Origin of the sequence: Shouchella miscanthi (assembly GCF_007725405.1) — a bacterium.
GTDB classification, from domain to species: domain Bacteria; phylum Bacillota; class Bacilli; order Bacillales; family Bacillaceae_D; genus Shouchella; species Shouchella hunanensis.
The window spans coordinates 1,608,970-1,628,739 of sequence record NZ_CP042163.1 but is presented as its reverse complement, the minus strand read 5'-3'; the positions used below and the strand labels follow the sequence as shown (position 1 = coordinate 1,628,739).

At 40.6% G+C, this 19,770-nt stretch carries 22 protein-coding genes; 3 read left to right on the top strand and 19 right to left on the bottom strand.

Features of this window, described 5'->3' with window-relative positions:
- Positions 1-111: 111 nt before the first annotated feature.
- The 8 genes from dtd to FPV17_RS08080 form a co-directional block, all read right to left on the bottom strand.
- Entirely contained in the window at positions 112-561 is a 450-nt protein-coding gene (gene dtd / locus FPV17_RS08115) for a D-aminoacyl-tRNA deacylase (RefSeq protein WP_035396074.1), read from the bottom strand.
- A 21-nt stretch (positions 562-582) separates the two neighbouring features.
- Positions 583-2,775, bottom strand: a complete 2,193-nt coding sequence (locus FPV17_RS08110; protein ID WP_144558705.1) for a RelA/SpoT family protein — start codon at positions 2,773-2,775, stop codon at positions 583-585.
- A 123-nt stretch (positions 2,776-2,898) separates the two neighbouring features.
- Entirely contained in the window at positions 2,899-3,414 is a 516-nt protein-coding gene (locus tag FPV17_RS08105) for an adenine phosphoribosyltransferase (RefSeq protein WP_144558704.1), read from the bottom strand.
- On the bottom strand, positions 3,404-5,758 hold the full coding sequence (gene recJ, locus FPV17_RS08100; protein WP_144558703.1) for a single-stranded-DNA-specific exonuclease RecJ: 2,355 nt from the start codon (positions 5,756-5,758) through the stop codon (positions 3,404-3,406). Before recJ ends, FPV17_RS08105 begins: the two co-directional genes overlap by 11 nt.
- Before the next feature lie 64 nt (positions 5,759-5,822).
- Entirely contained in the window at positions 5,823-6,131 is a 309-nt protein-coding gene (locus FPV17_RS08095; protein WP_035396077.1) for a LapA family protein, read from the bottom strand.
- A gap of 21 nt (positions 6,132-6,152) precedes the next feature.
- Positions 6,153-7,094 (bottom strand): protein translocase subunit SecF, encoded by a 942-nt coding sequence (gene secF / locus FPV17_RS08090; protein WP_144558702.1) that lies wholly within the window; start codon positions 7,092-7,094, stop codon positions 6,153-6,155.
- Entirely contained in the window at positions 7,084-8,388 is a 1,305-nt protein-coding gene (gene secD, locus FPV17_RS08085; protein ID WP_144558701.1) for a protein translocase subunit SecD, read from the bottom strand. Before secD ends, secF begins: the two co-directional genes overlap by 11 nt.
- A 17-nt stretch (positions 8,389-8,405) precedes the next feature.
- Positions 8,406-8,708: a post-transcriptional regulator gene (locus FPV17_RS08080; protein WP_060705969.1), complete on the bottom strand. Its 303-nt coding sequence runs from the start codon at positions 8,706-8,708 to the stop codon at positions 8,406-8,408.
- 173 nt (positions 8,709-8,881) lie between these two features.
- Here FPV17_RS08080 and spoVB point away from each other — a divergent pair, with 173 nt between their 5' ends.
- A complete protein-coding gene (gene spoVB / locus FPV17_RS08075) occupies positions 8,882-10,423 on the top strand; it encodes a stage V sporulation protein B (RefSeq protein ID WP_144558700.1) in 1,542 nt (513 codons plus the stop codon).
- 67 nt (positions 10,424-10,490) lie between these two features.
- On the opposite strand, the gene FPV17_RS08070 is transcribed toward spoVB, so the two are convergent.
- Both FPV17_RS08070 and FPV17_RS08065 read right to left on the bottom strand, forming a co-directional pair.
- On the bottom strand, positions 10,491-10,715 hold the full coding sequence (locus FPV17_RS08070) for a hypothetical protein (RefSeq protein ID WP_371836664.1): 225 nt from the start codon (positions 10,713-10,715) through the stop codon (positions 10,491-10,493).
- A gap of 109 nt (positions 10,716-10,824) precedes the next feature.
- Positions 10,825-11,172, bottom strand: coding sequence for a YetF domain-containing protein (locus tag FPV17_RS08065; RefSeq protein WP_144558699.1), 348 nt, complete (start codon positions 11,170-11,172; stop codon positions 10,825-10,827).
- A 126-nt stretch (positions 11,173-11,298) separates the two neighbouring features.
- Here FPV17_RS08065 and FPV17_RS08060 point away from each other — a divergent pair, with 126 nt between their 5' ends.
- The gene (locus FPV17_RS08060; protein ID WP_052008347.1) at positions 11,299-11,676 is read left to right on the top strand and encodes a TIGR04086 family membrane protein; all 378 of its coding nucleotides are present in this window, start codon (positions 11,299-11,301) and stop codon (positions 11,674-11,676) included.
- Between the two features lie 42 nt (positions 11,677-11,718).
- Here FPV17_RS08060 and yajC read toward each other — a convergent pair whose 3' ends face one another.
- The 7 genes from yajC to FPV17_RS08025 all read right to left on the bottom strand — a co-directional run bounded on the left by yajC (position 11,719) and on the right by FPV17_RS08025 (position 16,831).
- Positions 11,719-11,994 (bottom strand): preprotein translocase subunit YajC, encoded by a 276-nt coding sequence (yajC, locus tag FPV17_RS08055; protein WP_035398832.1) that lies wholly within the window; start codon positions 11,992-11,994, stop codon positions 11,719-11,721.
- A 39-nt stretch (positions 11,995-12,033) separates the two neighbouring features.
- Positions 12,034-13,179 (bottom strand): tRNA guanosine(34) transglycosylase Tgt, encoded by a 1,146-nt coding sequence (gene tgt / locus FPV17_RS08050; RefSeq protein ID WP_144560447.1) that lies wholly within the window; start codon positions 13,177-13,179, stop codon positions 12,034-12,036.
- 2 nt (positions 13,180-13,181) lie between these two features.
- Positions 13,182-14,234 carry a tRNA preQ1(34) S-adenosylmethionine ribosyltransferase-isomerase QueA gene (queA, locus tag FPV17_RS08045; protein WP_144558698.1) on the bottom strand — a complete coding sequence of 351 codons (1,053 nt, stop codon included), beginning with the start codon at positions 14,232-14,234 and terminating at the stop codon, positions 13,182-13,184.
- Positions 14,235-14,310: 76 nt separating this feature from the next.
- Positions 14,311-14,514, bottom strand: a complete 204-nt coding sequence (locus FPV17_RS08040; RefSeq protein ID WP_035398834.1) for a DUF2905 domain-containing protein — start codon at positions 14,512-14,514, stop codon at positions 14,311-14,313.
- Positions 14,507-15,511 (bottom strand): Holliday junction branch migration DNA helicase RuvB, encoded by a 1,005-nt coding sequence (gene ruvB / locus FPV17_RS08035; RefSeq protein WP_060705967.1) that lies wholly within the window; start codon positions 15,509-15,511, stop codon positions 14,507-14,509. Before ruvB ends, FPV17_RS08040 begins: the two co-directional genes overlap by 8 nt.
- 16 nt (positions 15,512-15,527) lie before the next feature.
- Positions 15,528-16,133: a Holliday junction branch migration protein RuvA gene (gene ruvA / locus FPV17_RS08030; protein WP_144558697.1), complete on the bottom strand. Its 606-nt coding sequence runs from the start codon at positions 16,131-16,133 to the stop codon at positions 15,528-15,530.
- A 164-nt stretch (positions 16,134-16,297) separates the two neighbouring features.
- A complete protein-coding gene (locus FPV17_RS08025) occupies positions 16,298-16,831 on the bottom strand; it encodes a BofC C-terminal domain-containing protein (RefSeq protein ID WP_144558696.1) in 534 nt (177 codons plus the stop codon).
- Positions 16,832-16,982: 151 nt separating this feature from the next.
- On the opposite strand from FPV17_RS08025, the gene FPV17_RS08020 reads away from it, so the two are divergent.
- Entirely contained in the window at positions 16,983-17,354 is a 372-nt protein-coding gene (locus FPV17_RS08020; protein WP_035399069.1) for a cupredoxin domain-containing protein, read from the top strand.
- Between the two features lie 26 nt (positions 17,355-17,380).
- On the opposite strand, the gene FPV17_RS08015 is transcribed toward FPV17_RS08020, so the two are convergent.
- Both FPV17_RS08015 and FPV17_RS08010 read right to left on the bottom strand, forming a co-directional pair.
- Positions 17,381-18,148: a YhcN/YlaJ family sporulation lipoprotein gene (locus tag FPV17_RS08015; protein ID WP_144558695.1), complete on the bottom strand. Its 768-nt coding sequence runs from the start codon at positions 18,146-18,148 to the stop codon at positions 17,381-17,383.
- Between the two features lie 72 nt (positions 18,149-18,220).
- Positions 18,221-19,729, bottom strand: coding sequence for a LysM peptidoglycan-binding domain-containing protein (locus FPV17_RS08010; protein ID WP_186370756.1), 1,509 nt, complete (start codon positions 19,727-19,729; stop codon positions 18,221-18,223).
- Positions 19,730-19,770: the final 41 nt, after the last annotated feature.

The following is a 19,770-nucleotide window of genomic DNA, read 5'->3' as shown; positions in this document are numbered from 1 at the left end:
CTTTTTATTTTACCGAAATTCACTTGAAAGTCAACTAAAAAATAAACCGTTTTCATTCAAGGTTTTAAACCAACAAAAAACCTCGCAACTTATGCGAGGTCTTCTTATCACCTATGATGTCTCTTTGCTTTCTAAAATAATTGTCACAGGCCCATCGTTGAGTAAGCTAACATCCATATGCTCTCCAAAACGGCCTGTTTCTACTCGTAAGCCTACGTCGCGCAATTGATCATTAAGCGCCTCATAAATCGTTTGAGCATGATCAGGCTTTGCCGCTGCCATAAAGTTAGGACGACGACCTTTTTTTGTTTCCCCGTATAAAGTAAATTGGGATATTGATAAAATCGCACCGCCTATATCCCGAACAGACAGATTCATTTTCCCTTCGTTATCACTAAAAATCCTTAAATTAGCGATCTTATCAACACAATAACGAACATCCTTTTCTTCATCTTCATGAGTCACGCCTACAAGCAAAAGAAGACCGTGATCAATGGAGCCGACCACGGCTTCTTCCACACTTACGGAGGCATGTTTGACGCGCTGTAAAACAATTCGCATGCCTAATCCACCTCTGCTTTATTAATGCGTTACTCTTCGAACCGAATAAATATCTTTTAATTGTTTAATTCGATCAACAATCTTTTGTAGATGTTGCTTATCTGTAATGGAAATACTCATTTCAACTGTTGCAATTTTATGCTTATGATCTGATCGTCCAGAAACAGAATTAATTTGTGTACGCGTTTCTGTCATTGTGTGTAATACTTCGTTTAAGAAACCATTTCGGTCAAATGCCGTAATTTCAATATCAACATTGTACGATTTAGACGAATGGCGATTCCCTTCCCACTCAACATCTAGTAATCGTGAACTCGATTGTTCTTCACTCACAACATTCGGGCAATCCGATCGGTGAATGGAAACACCTCGACCTTTTGTAATATAGCCGACTATATCATCACCAGGTACAGGCGTACAGCATCTAGCAAGGCGAATAAGCAAATTGTCAACGCCTTTTACATGAACGCCAATTGAATTCGATTTTTTCTTAGTCGTAAATGATTGAATATCATGTAACGCTTCATCTAATGATTGGTTGTCTTGTTCTTGTTCTTTTGCTTTACGCTGCTTCTCCGTCATTCGGTTCACAATTTGCTTTGGACTAATGCCTCCATAGCCGATTGCCGCATACATATCCTCATCGCCTGCAAAACTGAACTTCGTCGTTGCTTCAAGTAAATTTTCTTGAGTAAGAATTTCTTTCGGGTCAAAATCAAGAGCTTTAATTTCTTTCTCAATTAATTCTTTTCCTTTTGCCACGTTTTCTTCTCTTTTTTCTTTCTTAAACCATTGCTTGATTTTGTTTTTCGCATGAGACGATTTGGTTAATTTTAACCAATCTTGACTAGGTCCATATGAGTGTTTAGACGTCATCACTTCAACGATGTCGCCTGTTTTTAACTCATGATCAAGGGGAACCATTTTGCTATTTACTTTTGCGCCGATACAACGGTTTCCAATTTCACTGTGAATGCGATACGCAAAATCAAGCGGCACTGAACCTCTTGGGAGCTCAATAACGTCTCCTTTTGGCGTGAAGACAAACACCATGTCAGAGAAGAGGTCCATTTTCATGGATTCCATGAATTCCTGTGCATCGTTTGTATCCGTTTGTGATTCAATCACATCTCTCAGCCAGCTAAGCTTGTCTTCAAACGAATACCGTTTGCTTGATAAAGTTTTTCCTTCTTTATAAGCCCAATGCGCCGCAACACCGTATTCCGCAACACGGTGCATATCTTCTGTCCGAATTTGAACTTCAAGAGGATCACCGTTCGGTCCTACAACCGTTGTATGGAGCGATTGGTACATATTCGCTTTCGGCATCGCAATGTAATCTTTGAATCGACCTGGCATTGGACGCCAGCACGTATGAATAACGCCTAATACTGCGTAACAGTCTTTTATATTTTTGACGATAATACGAACTGCTAGCAAATCATATATTTCGTTAAATTGTTTTTTTTGAATGACCATTTTCCGATAAATGCTGTAAATGTGTTTAGGTCGACCAGATAGTTCTGCTGTCACGTGAACATCTTCAAGCTGTTCATTAATTGTATCTATGACATCAGAAAGGTAATCCTCTCGCTCTGCCCGCTTACGCTTCATCAGATTTACAATCCGATAATACTGCTGAGGATCTAAATAACGTAAAGCTGTATCTTCCAGCTCCCACTTAATAGTAGAAATCCCTAAGCGATGCGCTAATGGAGCAAAAATTTCCAATGTCTCGTTAGACGTAACTCGTTGTTTATGTGGCGGCATAAATTTGAGTGTACGCATATTGTGTAGACGATCGGCAAGCTTAATAAGCAGCACACGAATATCTTTTGCCATCGCCATTAGCATTTTACGGTGATTTTCAGCTTGCTGCTCTTCTTTTGATTTGTACTTAAACTTCTTTAGCTTCGTCACGCCATCAACAAGCATGGCTACTTCTTTATTAAAATGTTGTTGCAAATCTTCCACTGTTGCATCTGTATCTTCAACAACGTCATGTAAAAACGCCGCTGCAATCGTATTCGGATCAAGCTCTAACCCTACAATAATACCTGCCACTTGAACTGGATGTAGGATGTAGGGCTCGCCAGACTTACGATACTGCCCACTATGTGCTTCTTCAGCGAACGTATAAGCTTTTGTTAAGAATTCAACATCATCTGGCTGCAAATAGGCGCTTGCTTTTTCGAGCACCTGATCAATCGTCATGGAATCACCTTACTCATTCGACAAGTTTTCTTTCTATTATCCTTTACTCATTCATTCTTGTAAAGAGGGTACGCTTTTTCGTTTAAAAAAACGACTGTTTCGTGAACAGTCGTTTTCCCTTTTTTATTCGTACGTTGTAAGTGAGAAAATATCATATTGCTCAAGCTTTTTACGTCCATCAATGTAAGCAAGTTCAATTAGGAATGCCAGGCCAACAACTTCTCCACCAAGCTCTTCAACAAGTTTAGTTGTTGCTTCTATGGTACCGCCTGTTGCAAGAAGGTCGTCTGTGATCACAACACGCTGTCCAGGTTGAATGCTATCTTTATGAATTGTTAAACAATCTTTTCCATATTCTAGACCGTAATCGCACTCAATAACCTCTCTTGGTAGTTTCCCTTTTTTTCTTACTGGAACAAAACCAAGCTCTAGCTCTGTTGCAATTGGACAACCAACAACGAATCCTCTTGCTTCTGGTCCAACAATAACATCAGCTTGTTGTTTTTTGGCATACTCAGTGAGCTCCATAATAGCCTTTTTATAAGCTGGTCCGTTTTGCATTAACGTGGTGATGTCTTTAAACCGAATGCCTTTTTGTGGCCAATCCTCAACAATTGTAATATGTTTTTTATAATCCATGTACGATCGTCTCCTTCTTCTGTGAAGCATTGCTTCCTATTCGTTCTGAAAATAACTCTCTAAGTTGCCCATAAGAAGCATAAACGAGTTCATTTTCGAGCCACGTTTGTTCTTGTTTTGCTTGATACGTTTTTGAATCACTTAAGGCTTTTTTTGCTGGTGCTTCAACAATAGTCAAATACTGATCATCCATTTGAATAAAGCCTAAATCAATAAATACTTGGTTCATAAATGAAGTGGTTTCAGAGGACCATCCTTTATGCGCCTCAAGCTTTTTAAGATCAGCTATCTTAAATGACTGTCGTTTCTTTAGAAATGCGTAATACCATTTGAATTGATCTCGATTTGGATTCGTTTTAAAAAACGATTCTTCTTCTTCGGAAAAAACAACATAGATTCGACTAGGCTTACTACCCTCTTCAAATAGGCAATAAAGCTCTTCCCGATGTGACGGTACATCCAGTATGACAATATATTTATTTGTAAAAGAAGGTAAAGGATCACTTGAGCGATAGACTACAATGCCTCGCTCTTGACATGCTGCAAAGGTTTTTTCTTGGAAAGCAATAACAATTGACTTTTCAGCAGGTAAATCTTCTAATCGTGCTCCTACTCGATTCAATTGTAAGCTTCGCCAATCAAAGAGCTGCCATTGTTTCACAGCAAGGTCATCCACTATTAGCTGTGGCTTCACTCGACCGTTCCACTCATTAATTGACAGCGTCCCAACTGCAGACACGCTTGCTTGTGGCGTAATATGTTCAAATAAATCACCTTTACGAAACGCAATTCCATCCAGCGTCTTCTCTTCTCCAGCAAACTGAAATTTCAAATGACTCGAATCACTACCAATTCGTTTAATATCTGCAAGCTTCACATCATCAATTAACACTTTTGGCTTTGCATTCTCTACACCGAAAGGAGATAGCTCTTCTATTTCTTTTAGCACATCAATGGTGACATCATCAACAGCTACCGTTAAATCAATGGTGGTTATTGGTATAAACGCTTCTGGCGCTAGACCTGTTTTTGCCTGCTCGATGAGTCGTTCACGCAAGCTATCAACATGTTCGCTTTGTAACGTCATCCCTGCAGCCATTGGATGCCCACCAAAGTGAGGAAGGATATCTCGACTTTTTGATAATTCTGCAAACATGTCAAAACCCTCAATGCTTCGAGCAGATCCCTTAGCTAAGCCCGTCTCTGGATCAATTGTTAGTACAATGGTTGGACGATAAAATTTCTCGACTAGTCGAGATGCAACAATTCCGATTACCCCTGCATTCCAGCCTTCTTTTGCAACAACAAGGGCTTCTGGAATTCCATCCATCTCCTGAACAACATCCATTGCTTCTTTCGATATGTCGTTTACAACTTTTTGGCGTTCCTTATTTAAGCGATCTATTTCCGTAGCTAATTCATCCGCTTCTTCTCGACTTTCAGCAAGTAGCAGTTCAACAGCCGGAATGGCTGAATCCAATCGACCAGCAGCATTCAGCCTTGGTCCAATGGCAAAGCCAATATGATCAGCTTCCACTTCTCCAGCAGTCATACCACATACATCTTTTAACGCTTGGATACCTGTTTTATCTGATGTTTGAAATGCACGAAGGCCCTTTTTAGCAAGCAAACGATTCTCTCCGACCAATGGAACAAGATCAGCAATCGTTCCAATAACGGCATAGTCGAGCAACTCGTTTGGAACACGCCCTAGTAGTCCATGTGCCACTTTAAATGCGACACCCACACCTGCTAATTCCTTAAAAGGATACGTGCAGCCAGGTTGCTTCGGATTAATCGTTGTATAACTATTTGGAAGTGTTGGCGGTGGTTCATGATGATCCGTAACAATAAAATCCAACCCAATTTCTTTGGCAAAATCGGCTTGTGTTACAGCAGAAATTCCTGTATCTACTGTAATGACAAGAGAGTAGCCTTCATCTTTTGCCCACTGAAGCGCTGGATTATTCGGTCCGTATCCCTCAGTAAAGCGGTTTGGGATATAGTAGTCACAGCCCGCTCCAATCATTTTTAAAGCGGTAACGAGAACAGCAGTTGAGCTTACACCATCAGCATCATAATCTCCGAATACAAGAATTTGTTCATTTTTCTCGACTGCAGATTGAATTCGATTAACAGCTTCCGCCATTCCCTTTAATAAAAATGGATCAAGAAACGCTGGTTCATCTTTCATTAGAAATTCACTTGCAGTTTCTGGATTAGTAAAACCTCTATTAACCAAAAGCCTCGCGGCAACTTGGGAAAGATTTAATTCATTTACTAAATTCGTTACTTCTGTTGTATCTTGCTCTAAAATGCGCCACCTTGCGTTTGGTTGCAACATACGTAAAACACCCCTCGACCCTCCTATTATACAGGAGTCGGCGAGGGGTATCAATAATCGAAAATTAGTCTTTTGTATGATCTTTTTCCTTGCGCAAACGACTTTTCGTCTCAGTAGATTCGTTCTCTAAAGGTGTTGTCGCTTGTTCTTTTAAACGTTTAATCTCTAATTTCTGCTGATGCAGCTTAAGACCGGAGAGGGCAAAAGCAACAATAGCGCCGAGTAAAACGGAAAAAAGAATAATAAGGATGAGCGGCCAATCTGTTTGCACAAAAAGCAAGTTAACCGGTACACTCTCCACGTTTAATACTGAGAAGACGGCAATTAATATAGCTGCGATCACACCGATGATAAAATACGTTTGCCCTTTCATTCCGTTCACCGACCTATTCTTTTATACATAATCTTCTTCTACTTTTTTCGGTTTGTTTTTTAGTCTGACCAATCGCTTCCATTCCCATACGAGCCACATTTGTGCACATAGGAACATAGAAGAATACGTACCCGCTGCTAGTCCAATTACAAGGGCTAACGCGAATGAACGAATGGCTTCTCCACCAAAAAGAAAAAGTGCAACTGCCGCAAACATAACGGTTAGTACTGTATTAATGGAGCGCGTTACAACTTGCAGTAAACTTTTGTTAACGATTTGCGCTAGCTGTTGAAAGCTCTCAATGTCTTTTTCTTTGTTTACATTTTCCCTCATTCGGTCAAATGTTACGATGGTGTCGTTAATAGAATACCCGACAACTGTTAAAATGGCCGCTATAAACGGAACATTAATCTCCACTTGTAATAAGCTGAACAACGCAATAACGATAAACGCATCATGTAACAGCCCGATAATAGCGGAAACACCATAAAGAAATTGAAATCGAACTGCTATATAAAGCACAATACCAACTGAAGCAATTAAAACGGAAATAATGGCATTTCGCGCTAACTCTTCTCCAACAAGTGGTGATACTGTACTTATATTTGGTGAACTTCCATATGTTTCATTGAAATAGGACTGAATGACAGCAATCTCTTGTTGTGAAAATTCATCAACGAACCGAGCCGTTGCATTTTGGCTTTGATCACCACCAAGAGTGACGTTTGGCACATATGAATTATCAATCTCAATTGCCTCAAAATCGGCCAAAATTTGTTCTTCGGTCAGTGTTTCATTTGTTTGAATCTCAACATTTGAACCACTTTCAAAATCAACACCTAAATTTAATCCCATTGTAACTAAAAGAATAACGCCAATGACAATAGTTAATCCTGAACCAATAAAAAATTTATTCCGATGCTTTGTTAAATCAACATTCCATTTTTCCGGACTAAACCTCATCGATCTCACCTCGCTTAACTCCAAACCAACCTGGGCGTTTGTTTAAAAATTTACTATTGACCCATAAACCTAGCAATAAACGAGAGCCCCATACGGCGGTCAAGAAACTAACGAGGATGCTGATTATAAGCATAACCGCAAAACCTTGAACCGAACTTGTACCAAAGTAAAACATTACCCCTGCGGCGATGAGTGTTGTAATATTTGCATCGAAAATAGTTGCAAATGAGCGTCTTCCACCAACTCTAAAAGCAGACATGATGGATTTCCCTGTCTTTATTTCTTCTCGAACTCGTTCGTACGTAATAATATTCGCATCAACAGCCATTCCAATTCCTAAGATTAAAGCAGCAATTCCAGGTAATGTTAACACTGCATTTAGCGCATTAAACACAACTAGTACTAAGAACGTATAAACACTTAACGTAATAATCGCAATGATACCTGGGAAGCGATAATACAACGCCATATAGATGAAAATAAGCGCTACACCGATTAATCCAGCATTAACTGTTTGTTTCATTGCCTGCTCACCGAGAGACGCTCCAACGGACGTTGAATAAATTTCATTTAATTCAACAGGAAGCGCTCCGGCATTCAGAATTTCTGCTAAAAATCGCGTCTCTTCTGTTGTAAATTGACCTTCTATTTGCACATTACGGGTTTGCAGTGTTTGTCTAACAGAAGCAGCAGAAAGGAACTTCGGGTCAGCCTTCATTGCCTCTTCTTCATAACTATCACCTTCTTCAAAATCAAGCCACATGACAAGTAAATTTTCACCCTGTGGTTGTTGAGAGAGCTCTCGTGTGATAGCCCCAAATTTATCAGCATCTTCCAACGTCAGTGTTACAATAGGTTGATTTGTATCCGCATTAAGGGTCGCACTTGCACCATTTTGCGTTAAATCACTACCGTCTAGTAGAATATTATCTTCCACATCACGAATCGTTAAATCGCCACCAGTAGATAAAATGTCACGAGCAGATTCTTGATCCTCTACCCCTGCTAGCTGCACTCGTATACGGTTGTCCCCTTCTATTTGAATCGTTGGTTCTGACACACCAATAGTATTAACACGCTCATTTAAAGCAGTTGTTGTTGACAATAACGCTTGCTCGTCAATGACATCCCCTTCATGCATCGCCTCTACTTCATAAAGAACTTCAAACCCACCTTGTAAGTCAAGACCTAAATTCACATCTTGAAGAACAGGTCGCGCCAAATAGCTGACCCCTGCGGCCAATATCGCCACAATGACAAAGAAGAGCGCAATTTGGCCTTTTTTAATTTTCATTCGATTAATCCTCCATTCTAGCTGCCTATCCCTTTTGTTTCAGTCGCCGCTTCAAACTCTTTAAACCAATCAATCGGTTCTTTATATGTATTTACAGTAAGCCAAGTCATATAATCTTGGGGTTTAATAGACAGCAATTCATCGACAAACGCATAGAAAGGCATAAACGTTTTCCGCTTCTTCTGCTTATCGACGATATACAACCAAAGGTCAGCTGTCGTCACACGATCATAGCCTAGCTCGTGGAATTCGTCTTTCTTAATTGACAGGATAGGCGCAACGTCTTCCTGCCATACTTCAAACTGCTGCTTTTCACCCATGCTTCACCCTCATCTCCTGAAAAAAAACTGTCATCATACATATACTAACAAAATTACTCAAATCCTGCTATCACTATTAAACGATATGAGAATCTGTTTTACAAGCTTGTCATGTCCTGTCCCTCACTGCATAAGCATAGTAATAGGAGACGTATAGAAAAGGCAGGATTCCAATGAGTAAACAATCATTTCTTAAAGGTACTTTAATCTTAATTATTGCTGGCTTTTTCACTAAATTACTTGGATTCATTAATCGAATAGTCATGGCTCGTATTCTCGGCCCTGAAGGTGTTGGTCTCTATATGATGGCCATCCCAACGATGTTACTGCTTTTAACGTTAACACAAATGGGACTGCCTGTCGCAATTGCCAAACTTGTTGCAGAGGCTGAAGCACGAAACGAAGCGTACCGAATCAAAAAAATACTCGTTGTTTCCCTTGCGATAACAGGCGTGCTTTCCATTTTCTTTACCATTTCACTTTTATTACTCGCTCCCATTATCGCCACAACCTTGTTAACGGATACTCGAGCAATTTATCCACTATATGCAATCATACCAATTGTGCCTATTATTGCCCTCTCTTCCGTTCTAAGAGGGTACTTTCAAGGCTTACAAAATATGAAGCCTACTGCATACGGGCAAGTCATTGAACAGATTGTCCGAATCACATTAGTTGCTGTTTTAAGCCTTGCTTTCCTACCTCTTGGTATTGAATATGCAGCCGCTGGAGCGATGCTCTCAGCCATTTGTGGAGAACTTGCGTCATTACTGTATATGGTTTATTTATTTAAAGCTAAAAAACCTTTTCGATTTCGTAAACATTTCTTTTCCAGCATGAAAGGTGAAAAGAAAACATTCTCTGATTTACTTACAATCGCACTACCAACAACTGGTAGTCGTTTAATCGGTACAACTGCTTTATTTTTTGAACCAATTGTTGTTGCCCAAAGTTTAGCGCTAGCAGGAACGGCTACAATTATTGCGACCCAGCAATACGGTTTACTTGTTGGTTATGTAGTGCCTTTACTTACTTTGCCCACTTTTATTACGTACTCGCTGTCCGTGTCTTTACTTCCGAACTTAAGTGAAGCAGTGGCTCAGCAAAAGCATACTCTTGTTCATCATCGACTTGAGCAAGCTATACGGATTAGCCTACTGTCAGGTGGCATTTGTGTTGTTATTTTATATGTGTTTGCTAGTGAGCTAATGACGATTATGTATCATGCCCCAGAAGCTGCTAGTCTTCTGAAAATCATGGCTCCATTTGCGTTGTTCTTATATTTACAAGGACCTTTGCAAGCAGCCCTTCAGGCACTAAACTATGCGAAAGTGTCTATGATGAACAGTTTAATCGGCGCGATTATTAAGACAGGCGCGATTTTTGCACTTGCCTCTAACCCAAGTTTTGGGATTATGGGTGCGGCATTAGCTATTGTAGTTGGTTTTGTGCTTGTGACACTGTTACACTTTGCCTCTATTGCCAAAACAACTGGTTTCTTCTTCCACATTGTACCGATTATAAAATTGACGCTACTCATTGTCGCGACCGGTCTTCTCGCCAAACTTCTAAACGATACGCTTCTTCTATCGTTATCTTATACTGTTCGAACGATCATCAGCATCGGATTAACAACAACCTTTTATCTTCTAGGTATGTTTAGTCTTCAGCTCATTACAAAAACAGAACTTCGATTATTTACAAGGAAAAAATAGTGCACAATAAAAAAAGTGCTAGGAGGAACCCTCTCTTAAAGAGAGTTTCGCTCTAGCACTTTTTTTCTTACCAGAAAAACAATCCAGCTAATGCAATTCCAGCAATGGCACCTAAAGCAATTGGATACCCGATACCATATCCCCATCCATAGCCATATCCGTAACCAAACCCTCGGTTTCCTAGAGGCTGTATATAGACGTTATTACGATCGACTTTTGTAATACGACCATAATGGCGTTTGCCACAGCGCTCCGTAATATAGACGCATTTACCCATATGATCTTGACACATTTTAAAGTTATCGCTCAACAGTAACCCTCCTCCCATAGTTATACAACCTATACTATGTGAGGAAAGAAGCGCCTGTATCGTCACTTAACCACTGTATTTCACCCAATCTTTAATAAGGATCAATAAAAAAACGGTCTTTTGCTCGAATAGAGCAATAAGAAATTTGTTTAATGTCATGGAACCCAAATGCCTTTATACGTTGCCGGAGCCATAATTCAGTACGTTCTAGTTCAGCTAATCCGGTTCGATACACTTTTCCATCCACTATTACCGGAATAGCCCGTTGGCCCTTCATTTTATTATCTGTAGGCAGCTCTGGTCCATGCACTTGACGATTTAGCCTACTGCCTATCTTTCGTATGACTCTCATTACTAAGACCATCCCATATAGGAGAGAATCTCTTATCGCTTTTATTAATACAAACGCCATTTGCGTACTTCTTAAATGAATAACCAACCCTATCCCCCCTATCTTGATGCTACTATGCCCTCTCAAGAAAGTTTTATGCTAGACAGCATGTTCTTGTTGTCCATACATATGTATGTATAGAGAAGAGAAGAAAATAAGAAAGCAGGTGACAGGATGGTTCATCGATTTTTTCCGGCTATCTTTATCGGACTAAGCTTTGCCCTTGGCATTGCAATCGTTTCGGCAGCCATTATTGCAACTTTATTATCACTCACATCATTAACCGAACAATCAGTTGGTTGGCTTATGATCGCGATTGCGTTTCTCGCTTTATTTGTTGGTGGCTTTATTTCAGGAGGAAAAGCGAGAACAAAGGGTTGGCTCGCTGGCAGTTTATGTGCCATATTCTTTTGCTTACTAGCTACCGCTATTAGTTACTTAGGATACAATGAGGCACTAACCGTAAAGCAAATGATTTTATTTGCTGCATATTGCGGGATTGCTGCATTAGGGGGCGTTATTGGCGTTAATCTTTCCCCAGACGAATCGTAAAAAAGCAAGGTGAGCGGATACGCTACACCTTGCTTTTTGTTATTAGTCGGATTGTACGACTTCACGGATCGCTGAACGATCATACGTTAACTTACGATTGTCATTGACTAAAAGAACAACAACCGTTTCGTCAATTGAGTCAATTACCCCATGTAAACCACCAATTGTGATGATTTTATCTCCACGCTGTAAAGCTGCATGCATTTCACGAACTTTCTTTTGCTGCTTTTGCTGTGGACGAATTAACAAGAAGTAAAACAAAACGATAATTCCGATAAACGGTAGCATCGTCAGTAATAAACTAGCGCCCTCATTCATTGAAAAACTCCTCCTTCCTTGACTAAAGAGTGATACCGTTTAAAAGTTTTTGGCATTCTCTTTATTAAATCCATAGCTCTCAAAAAATTCGTCACGAAAATCTTGAAGTCGATCTTCCATAATGGCTTGTCTGACTTTTTTCATCAGCTGCAATAAGAAGTACAAATTGTGATACGTTGTTAAACGGAAACCGAATGTTTCCTCACACTTAATTAAGTGCCTAATGTAAGCGCGACTATAAGTGCGGCAAACGTGGCAATCACAATTCTCATCAAGCGGACGAAAATCGCGGGCAAACTTCGCATTACGGACAACTAATCTTCCTTCACTTGTCATGCAAGTACCATTTCGTGCAATGCGGGTAGGTAAGACACAATCAAACATGTCAATTCCTCTTATCACCCCGTCAATAAGTGAATCAGGCGAACCAACACCCATTAAATAACGCGGTTTATCCGCTGGCATTAAAGGCGTTGTAAATTCAAGCACACGATTCATGACGTCTTTTGGTTCTCCCACAGACAGTCCACCTACAGCATAACCGGGGAAATCAAGTGATGTCAAATCTTTCGCGCTCTGTTTACGAAGTTCTTCATATTCGCCGCCTTGAATAATCCCGAATAACCCTTGAATGGATGATTTACCGGACTGATGATGTTCTGATAGGCACCGCTCTGCCCATCTACTCGTCCGCTCGACTGATTGTCGCATATAGCTATAGTCAGCAGGATAGGGCGGACATTCATCAAAAGCCATCATAATATCCGAACCAAGAGAGTGCTGAATTTGCATTGCTTTTTCTGGAGATAAGAAGAGCTTTTCACCGCTTAAATGGTTGCGGAAATGAACCCCTTCTTCTTCAATTTTACGCAAATCACTTAAACTAAATACTTGAAAACCACCGGAATCCGTTAAAATCGGCTTATCCCAGTTCATGAATGTGTGCAAGCCACCTGCTTCTTCGATAATATCTTGTCCCGGTCGTAGCCAAAGATGATACGTATTGCTTAAAATAATTTGTGCATCCATCGCCTTTAAATCTTCTGGACTCATCGTCTTTACCGTTGCCATTGTTCCAACTGGCATGAACATCGGTGTTTCAAACGTACCATGCGGTGTGTGCACTCTTCCTAATCTAGCTCCTGTTTGTTTACATGTTTTTATATGTTCGTACGTAATTGGCACAGTCAATTTCTAATTTCTCCTTTAACAAGAGGGCGAATAAACATCGCATCCCCAAAACTAAAAAACCGATAGTTATTTTTTACAGCGTGAGCATAGGCACCTAATAAAAAGTCTTTTCCTGTCATAGCGCTTACTAGCATCACCAGTGTAGATTTTGGGAGATGGAAGTTCGTCACTAAACCATCAATCCCTTTAAACGTGTAGCCAGGATAAATAAAAATGGACGTCCAACCAGTTTCCGCAACAAATCTTCCATGCTTACTGGCAATGGTTTCGAGGGTTCTTGCAGAAGTGGTACCTACTGCAATAATATGATTCCCTCTTTCTTTCGTCTCCTGCAACGTCTTTGCAGCTTCTTCCGTTAACTCATAATATTCCTCATGCATCTTGTGATCAAGAACATCATCTGCACTTACTGGACGAAACGTTCCTAGCCCTACATGAAGTGTTAAATAAACAATTGAAACCCCTTTTTGTTTAAGTGCATTAAGTAAATCTGTTGTAAAGTGAAGACCTGCTGTTGGTGCAGCGGCAGAGCCTAATTGCTTTGCATACACTGTTTGATAGCGGTCCTGATCTTCTAAACGTTCTTTAATATAAGGCGGAAGCGGCATTGTTCCTAGCTCATCAAGTAGTTCATAGAACAAACCATCATAAGAAAACTCTACAATTCTTCCACCGTCTTCTTTTTCTTCCACACAAGTTGCCATAAGCTGTCCATCGCCAAACGTAATAACCGTTCCTAGTTTAACACGTTTAGCTGGCTTCACTAATGTCTCCCAGCAATCACCAGTCGTTTGTTTTAACAGTAAAAATTCAATTACTGCACCTGTCTCATTTTTTTCGCCAATTAACCGAGCAGGCAACACTTTTGTATCATTTAATACTAAACAATCACCAGTGGCAACTTCGTTTACAAGCTGTGTAAACGAAGAATCATAAAGTTCCGAGCGATCCCGATCAAGTACAAGAAGTCTTGATTGACTTCTCGCTTCAAGGGGCGTTTGCGCAATGAGTTCTTCAGGTAAATAAAAATCAAAATCGTTTACATTCAAGCCAATCACCTTTTTACTTATTCTCTAGTCAAAACTCCTACTAGCATACCGTTGAATGCGCAAAACCGCAAGCCTGTCATCTCCTGATGAAAGATAGTATAAGCGAGAGTACTACGCTAATAATAATACACGTAACAATTGGGAAGTAAATCGTTGTATTTCCGCTTTTAAAAAGGAAGTCCCCTGGTAATTTGCCTAGCGGGATAAATCGACCTGCCAATTCCCAAATGAGTCCAATTGCCAGTATAATGGCGCCAACAATCATAAGTGTTCTACCCATCTTTACGATACTCCAACTCGAAATGAGTATAACTACTTGGGGTTGCCACTCGACCACGAGGCGTACGTTGAATAAATCCTATTTGAAGAAGATAGGGTTCATACACTTCTTCGATCGTATCGGCCTCCTCGCCAATTGAAGCCGCAATGGTTTCAATTCCAACTGGTCCACCATTAAAACGATGGATAATGCCTTTTATTAGTTTTTCATCTATATGATCAAGTCCTAATGGATCAACTTGAAGGCGTTCAAGGGCGTGTTTTGCCATGTCTAAAGAAATTCGATCATGTCCATCGACCTGAGCAAAATCTCTGACACGCTTTAATAATCGATTAGCAATTCGCGGTGTCCCTCTTGACCTTCTTGCAATTTCAACCTCTGCCTCCTTTGTTAACTCAACGTCAAACACATAAGCAGAGCGATGAATAATCTTCGCTAAATCATCCGGTTTGTAATAATCTAGTCTCGCCAATACTCCGAAACGATCTCGCAACGGTGCTGAAATCATTCCAGCCTTCGTTGTCGCACCAACTAACGTAAACGGGGGTAAATCAAGACGGACAGATCTAGCTGTTGGTCCTTTTCCAATGACAATATCAATGCAAAAGTCTTCCATTGCTGGATATAGGATTTCTTCTATCACACGGTTTAAACGATGAATCTCATCAATAAATAAGACATCCCCAGGCTCAAGAGATGTGAGGATAGCGGCTAAATCACCTGCACGCTCAATGGCGGGACCTGCTGTTGTTTTAATCTGACCACCCATTTCATGAGCAATAATGGCAGCAAGGGTCGTTTTTCCGAGACCTGGAGGCCCATATAAAAGTACATGATCCAATGCTTCTTGTCTTAGCTTCGCTGCTTTCATAAAAATGGATAAATTGTCTTTTACTTCGTCTTGACCGATGTACTCCTTTAGCAAAGCCGGGCGAAGCTGTTGTTCCGTAATTTCTTCAGTTACTGTTGATTCAGCCGAAACGACTCGCTCATCCATGCCTGTTTACCCCCTTCTATGTACGAAGCATAAGTGCTAATGCACGCTTGATGTACTCGTCGGTTTCAAGATCTTCCCCAATTAGCTTTTTCTTCACTTTATTTAGCTCTCGATCAACATATCCTAGTGCTTTCAACGCTTCAAGTGCGTCAGCTAGCTGATCGTTTTCTTGGTTAGAAGTAGCTAAAGGTGCCTCTTGTAACAATGATGCGGTTGTAAAATCTTCTAGTTTTCCCTTTAAATCTAAAATGATTTGCCTAGCTGTTTTCTTTCCGATTCCTGGGAATCTCGTTAGCAGCGCTTCATCCTCCCGCTCAATCGCTTCCACGATTTGATCTGTTTGACCAGCTGCTAAAACCGCTAAAGCGCCTTTTGGTCCTATTCCTGATACACTCAATAATTTTTCAAATAAGCTACGTTCCTGCTTATGTTTAAATCCATATAAGCGCTGAAAACCTTCTCGCACATAGTGATGAGTCACTACCGTTATCGTCTGATTTTTTTGCCCAGTGAATCTATATGGATTAGCACAAATAATTTGATAGCCAATACCATTTGTTGTTTCAATCACAAGATGCGAGGGTTCAACCTCCACTAATACACCTTTTATAAAGTCAATCATGTATTCTCCTCCAAAAAAAACCGAACATTTATTTCTATAGTAGCACACTCTCCGCTTCTTTTTAAGCCATAATAGTGGGTAAAACGAATGTCAGAACAGCTCAAAAAAGCTTATCGGTTCTTCGACAAGCTTTTCATGAAAAAAAGATCGTACCCTAGCTCGTTTTATTGAGCGCCCTGGCCAACAATCGCAACTAATTCGGCAACAGTGGATACTTTCATCCCTTCAGCAAGGGCAAGCTGAACTGAAGGAGTTAATGGGTACCGCTCCAGTTGGTCATAGGTTTGAATAATTTTCTTCGCTTCAGGTTGACCCGTGTATAAAATTAAACGGTTATCATCGGACAAGCCTAAATAGCCATTTTGCTTGACCTCAGGTGATAGATCAAGCAGTTCCTGCTTAAAATGAACAAACCCTTTTTTCTGATCCACCACTTGCCAATTACTGTATTCATACCAGAAATCTTGTAAAGAATAAATTGCTTCTTTCCTCGTTTCTTCTTGACTAATGCCATCGGCAAAAACGGTTTCAAACAAGAGCTCCACTTCATTGTCAGCCTGTTCGCTCACTGCATCAGGACGGCTTATTTCTGTTGGTTCATTCTCATTCCAAATAATCAATGTACTATAAAAAAGAATAACAGAAAACGCCCCAAGTACGAAGGGTATCCAGTGTTTATGGATGATTTTTTTGTACATACGTTATACGCTCCTTCTATGTGCAGATGCTACCCATTCTTACCATTTTCACTTCCTTCTATTCCTTAAAAAGACACAGGATTTTCATATCTTCGCCTTTAGTAAAAAGAAAACCATGCCATAATAGAGTGTAGAAAAAAGGAGTGATCTCATGAAAAAAATCGTCTCACACGTACTAGGTTTCATCTTTGTTGTGCTGTTAGCAGCATGTGGCGGCAATGAGGCAAATGATGCGCAGAATGAAAACGTGGAAACGGATGAAACCGTAACCATTAAAGCGCTTAACTGGCATTTTGACGAAGAAGAGTATGTTGTCCCATCCGGCGAAACAACAATTGAACTTATTAATGAAAGTGGCAACCATGGAATTATTATTCGAGAAGCGAATGGCGGCGAAGATGTAGTGCTTAACAAGCAAGGTTCTACTATTGCTACTTTAGCGCCTGGAGAGTATGACATTATTTGTTCAATTCCTTGCGGGAGCGGTCATGCAGATATGACTGCAACACTGGTTGTCACATAAAAAAAGAAGGCATATGCCTTCTTTTTTTAACGACTTTTTTCAAACGGTCTCTTTGCTGCACGGCCTAAGTCTTTCATCATGTCTTGAAACGTATTTTCTACTTCTTTAAAAGCAGCGCCTGTTCGTAAACGGTCATCCATTTTACTCATAGAAGTGTAAGCATCCCTATCAGTAGTGACGGTTACATGCTTGTCTTCTCCCATAATACGTTGAACGTGTTTATGCATATCACGATCTAGGTTATGTTGTTTGCCGTTGGTTTTATAACCAACAACAACTTCATCACCATGGACCATTACACGCGGATCTTGAACGCCATCCATCTTTTTCAGTTCAGTTGTTAAACTGCTAATATGCTTTCCATCATAATCTTTATGATAGTGTGCTTCAGTTGTCTTTTTGTGCATAGACGAACGTTTAAACTGCATGCCTCTACCGCTCATCGTGTCATGTTTGCGATTTAGTACACCATTTTCATCAACCATACCAGGTCGATCATTACCAGTTATTCCTCGTCCATGAGCCATTTTACGATTTTGGTTATAGTAGGCTTTTGGGTTATTTAAACGGTCATTCTTTTGTGAGAAACGATTGTTTTGATAATACTCTTTCCCACCGACACCGTTTCCATAATACGGATAATTCGCATTATAGTCGTATCCACCGTTATCATACCCCATTTGTGCTTCACTACCACGATACATATTCCCTTGCGTTTGATTTCCACCATTACAAGCTGTAAGACCAGTCGTAATAACTGCCGCACATAGAAAAGAAGCTATTGTTTTTTTCATATTTGAAATCCCCCTTTCAGTGATATTGTCCACCAAAAGAGGAATTTTAATCTGTTAGTTGTTGGGTTTTAATTAATCTTCTTGAGTATCTCTTTCATCATAATTATTCACTTGTTCTTTCGGTTCATAAGGAGCATATGATGATTGCATTGCATTCATTGTCTCCCATTGTGGCGCTTGATTATGAGCAGGTGCATCTCTATATCCATACTCATTTTGTACTTGACCGTATTGCTCTACTGGTGGAGCGTATGAATCCATTTGTGGATAGAACCAACTTTGATTAGATGTGTTCCACTGTCCATCTTTTTTTACAAACGTAGGATGATGGTGTTGATCATTCACCCCTTGTTGCATAGGGGCGTGGTGATTTCCACTCATCCCTTGTTGCATAGGGGCGTTGTGGTTTCCTCCCATTCCTTGTTGCATAGGGGCGTGGTGGTTTCCTCCCATTCCTTGTTGCATAGGAGCGTTGTGGTTTCCACTCATTCCTTGCTGCATAGGGGCGTGGTGGTTTCCTCCCATTCCTTGTTGCATAGGGGCGTGGTGGTTTCCTCCCATTCCTTGTTGCATAGGGGCGTGGTGGTTTCCTCCCATTCCTTGTTGCATAGGGGCGTGGTGGTTTCCTCCCATTCCTTGTTGCATAGGGGCGTGGTGGTTTCCTCCCATTCCTTGTTGCATAGGGGCGTGGTGGTTTCCTCCCATTCCTTGTTGCATAGGGGCGTGGTGGTTTCCACTCATTCCTTGTTGCATAGGAGCGTGGTGATTTCCACTCATCCCTTGTTGCATAGGGGCGTTGTGGTTTCCTCCCATTCCTTGTTGCATAGGAGCGTTGTGGTTTCCTCCCATTCCTTGTTGCATAGGGGCGTGGTGATTTCCACTCATCCCTTGTTGCATAGGGGCGTTGTGGTTTCCTCCCATTCCTTGTTGCATAGGAGCGTGGTGGTTTCCTCCCATTCCTTGTTGCATAGAAGCGTGGTGGTTTCCACTCATTCCTTGTTGCATAGGAGCGTGGTGATTTCCGTTAGTCGTATTCATCATTGGTTCAACAGATGAAGATTCGTTTGTTGTTGACCATTGATTCATTAATGACTGTTGATTTCCAGCCATTTCGTGCATAGGATGATTTTCATTCATCGCTTGCGGGATCGTTGACTGATTACTTACGCTCACTTGCTGATTAGCGGCATATGTTGGTGACTTTGGATACGTCCCACATGATGAACACGCTGGCTTTGGCGGCAAAGGCTTCGGTTCAGGCGCCTGTGAAACACTCTGTTTTGGTGGTTGGGCTAATGTTTTCAACGCACTTATAGAGTCTAATTCGGTCGCATTTGTAGTTGGTTTTTTTAATGGCTCAAGTTTTTCACTTTTATTTAGTAGCGGTTTTTTCGGTTCTTTCACAGATGTTTCTTTTCGAACAGCAACTGTTGGAGAAGGAATCTTCACTTTCATTCCTGGCATTAATACGTCTGGATTTGTAATCGTTGAATTCGCTTGTTTAATTTGCTTTACCGATAAATCATACTTATCGGCCAGTTTTCCTACAGTGTCCCCTTTTTGTACAATATGAATTCTCATTGGGTCGTCCCCCCTGTTATAGGCATTCGTACACACTATGC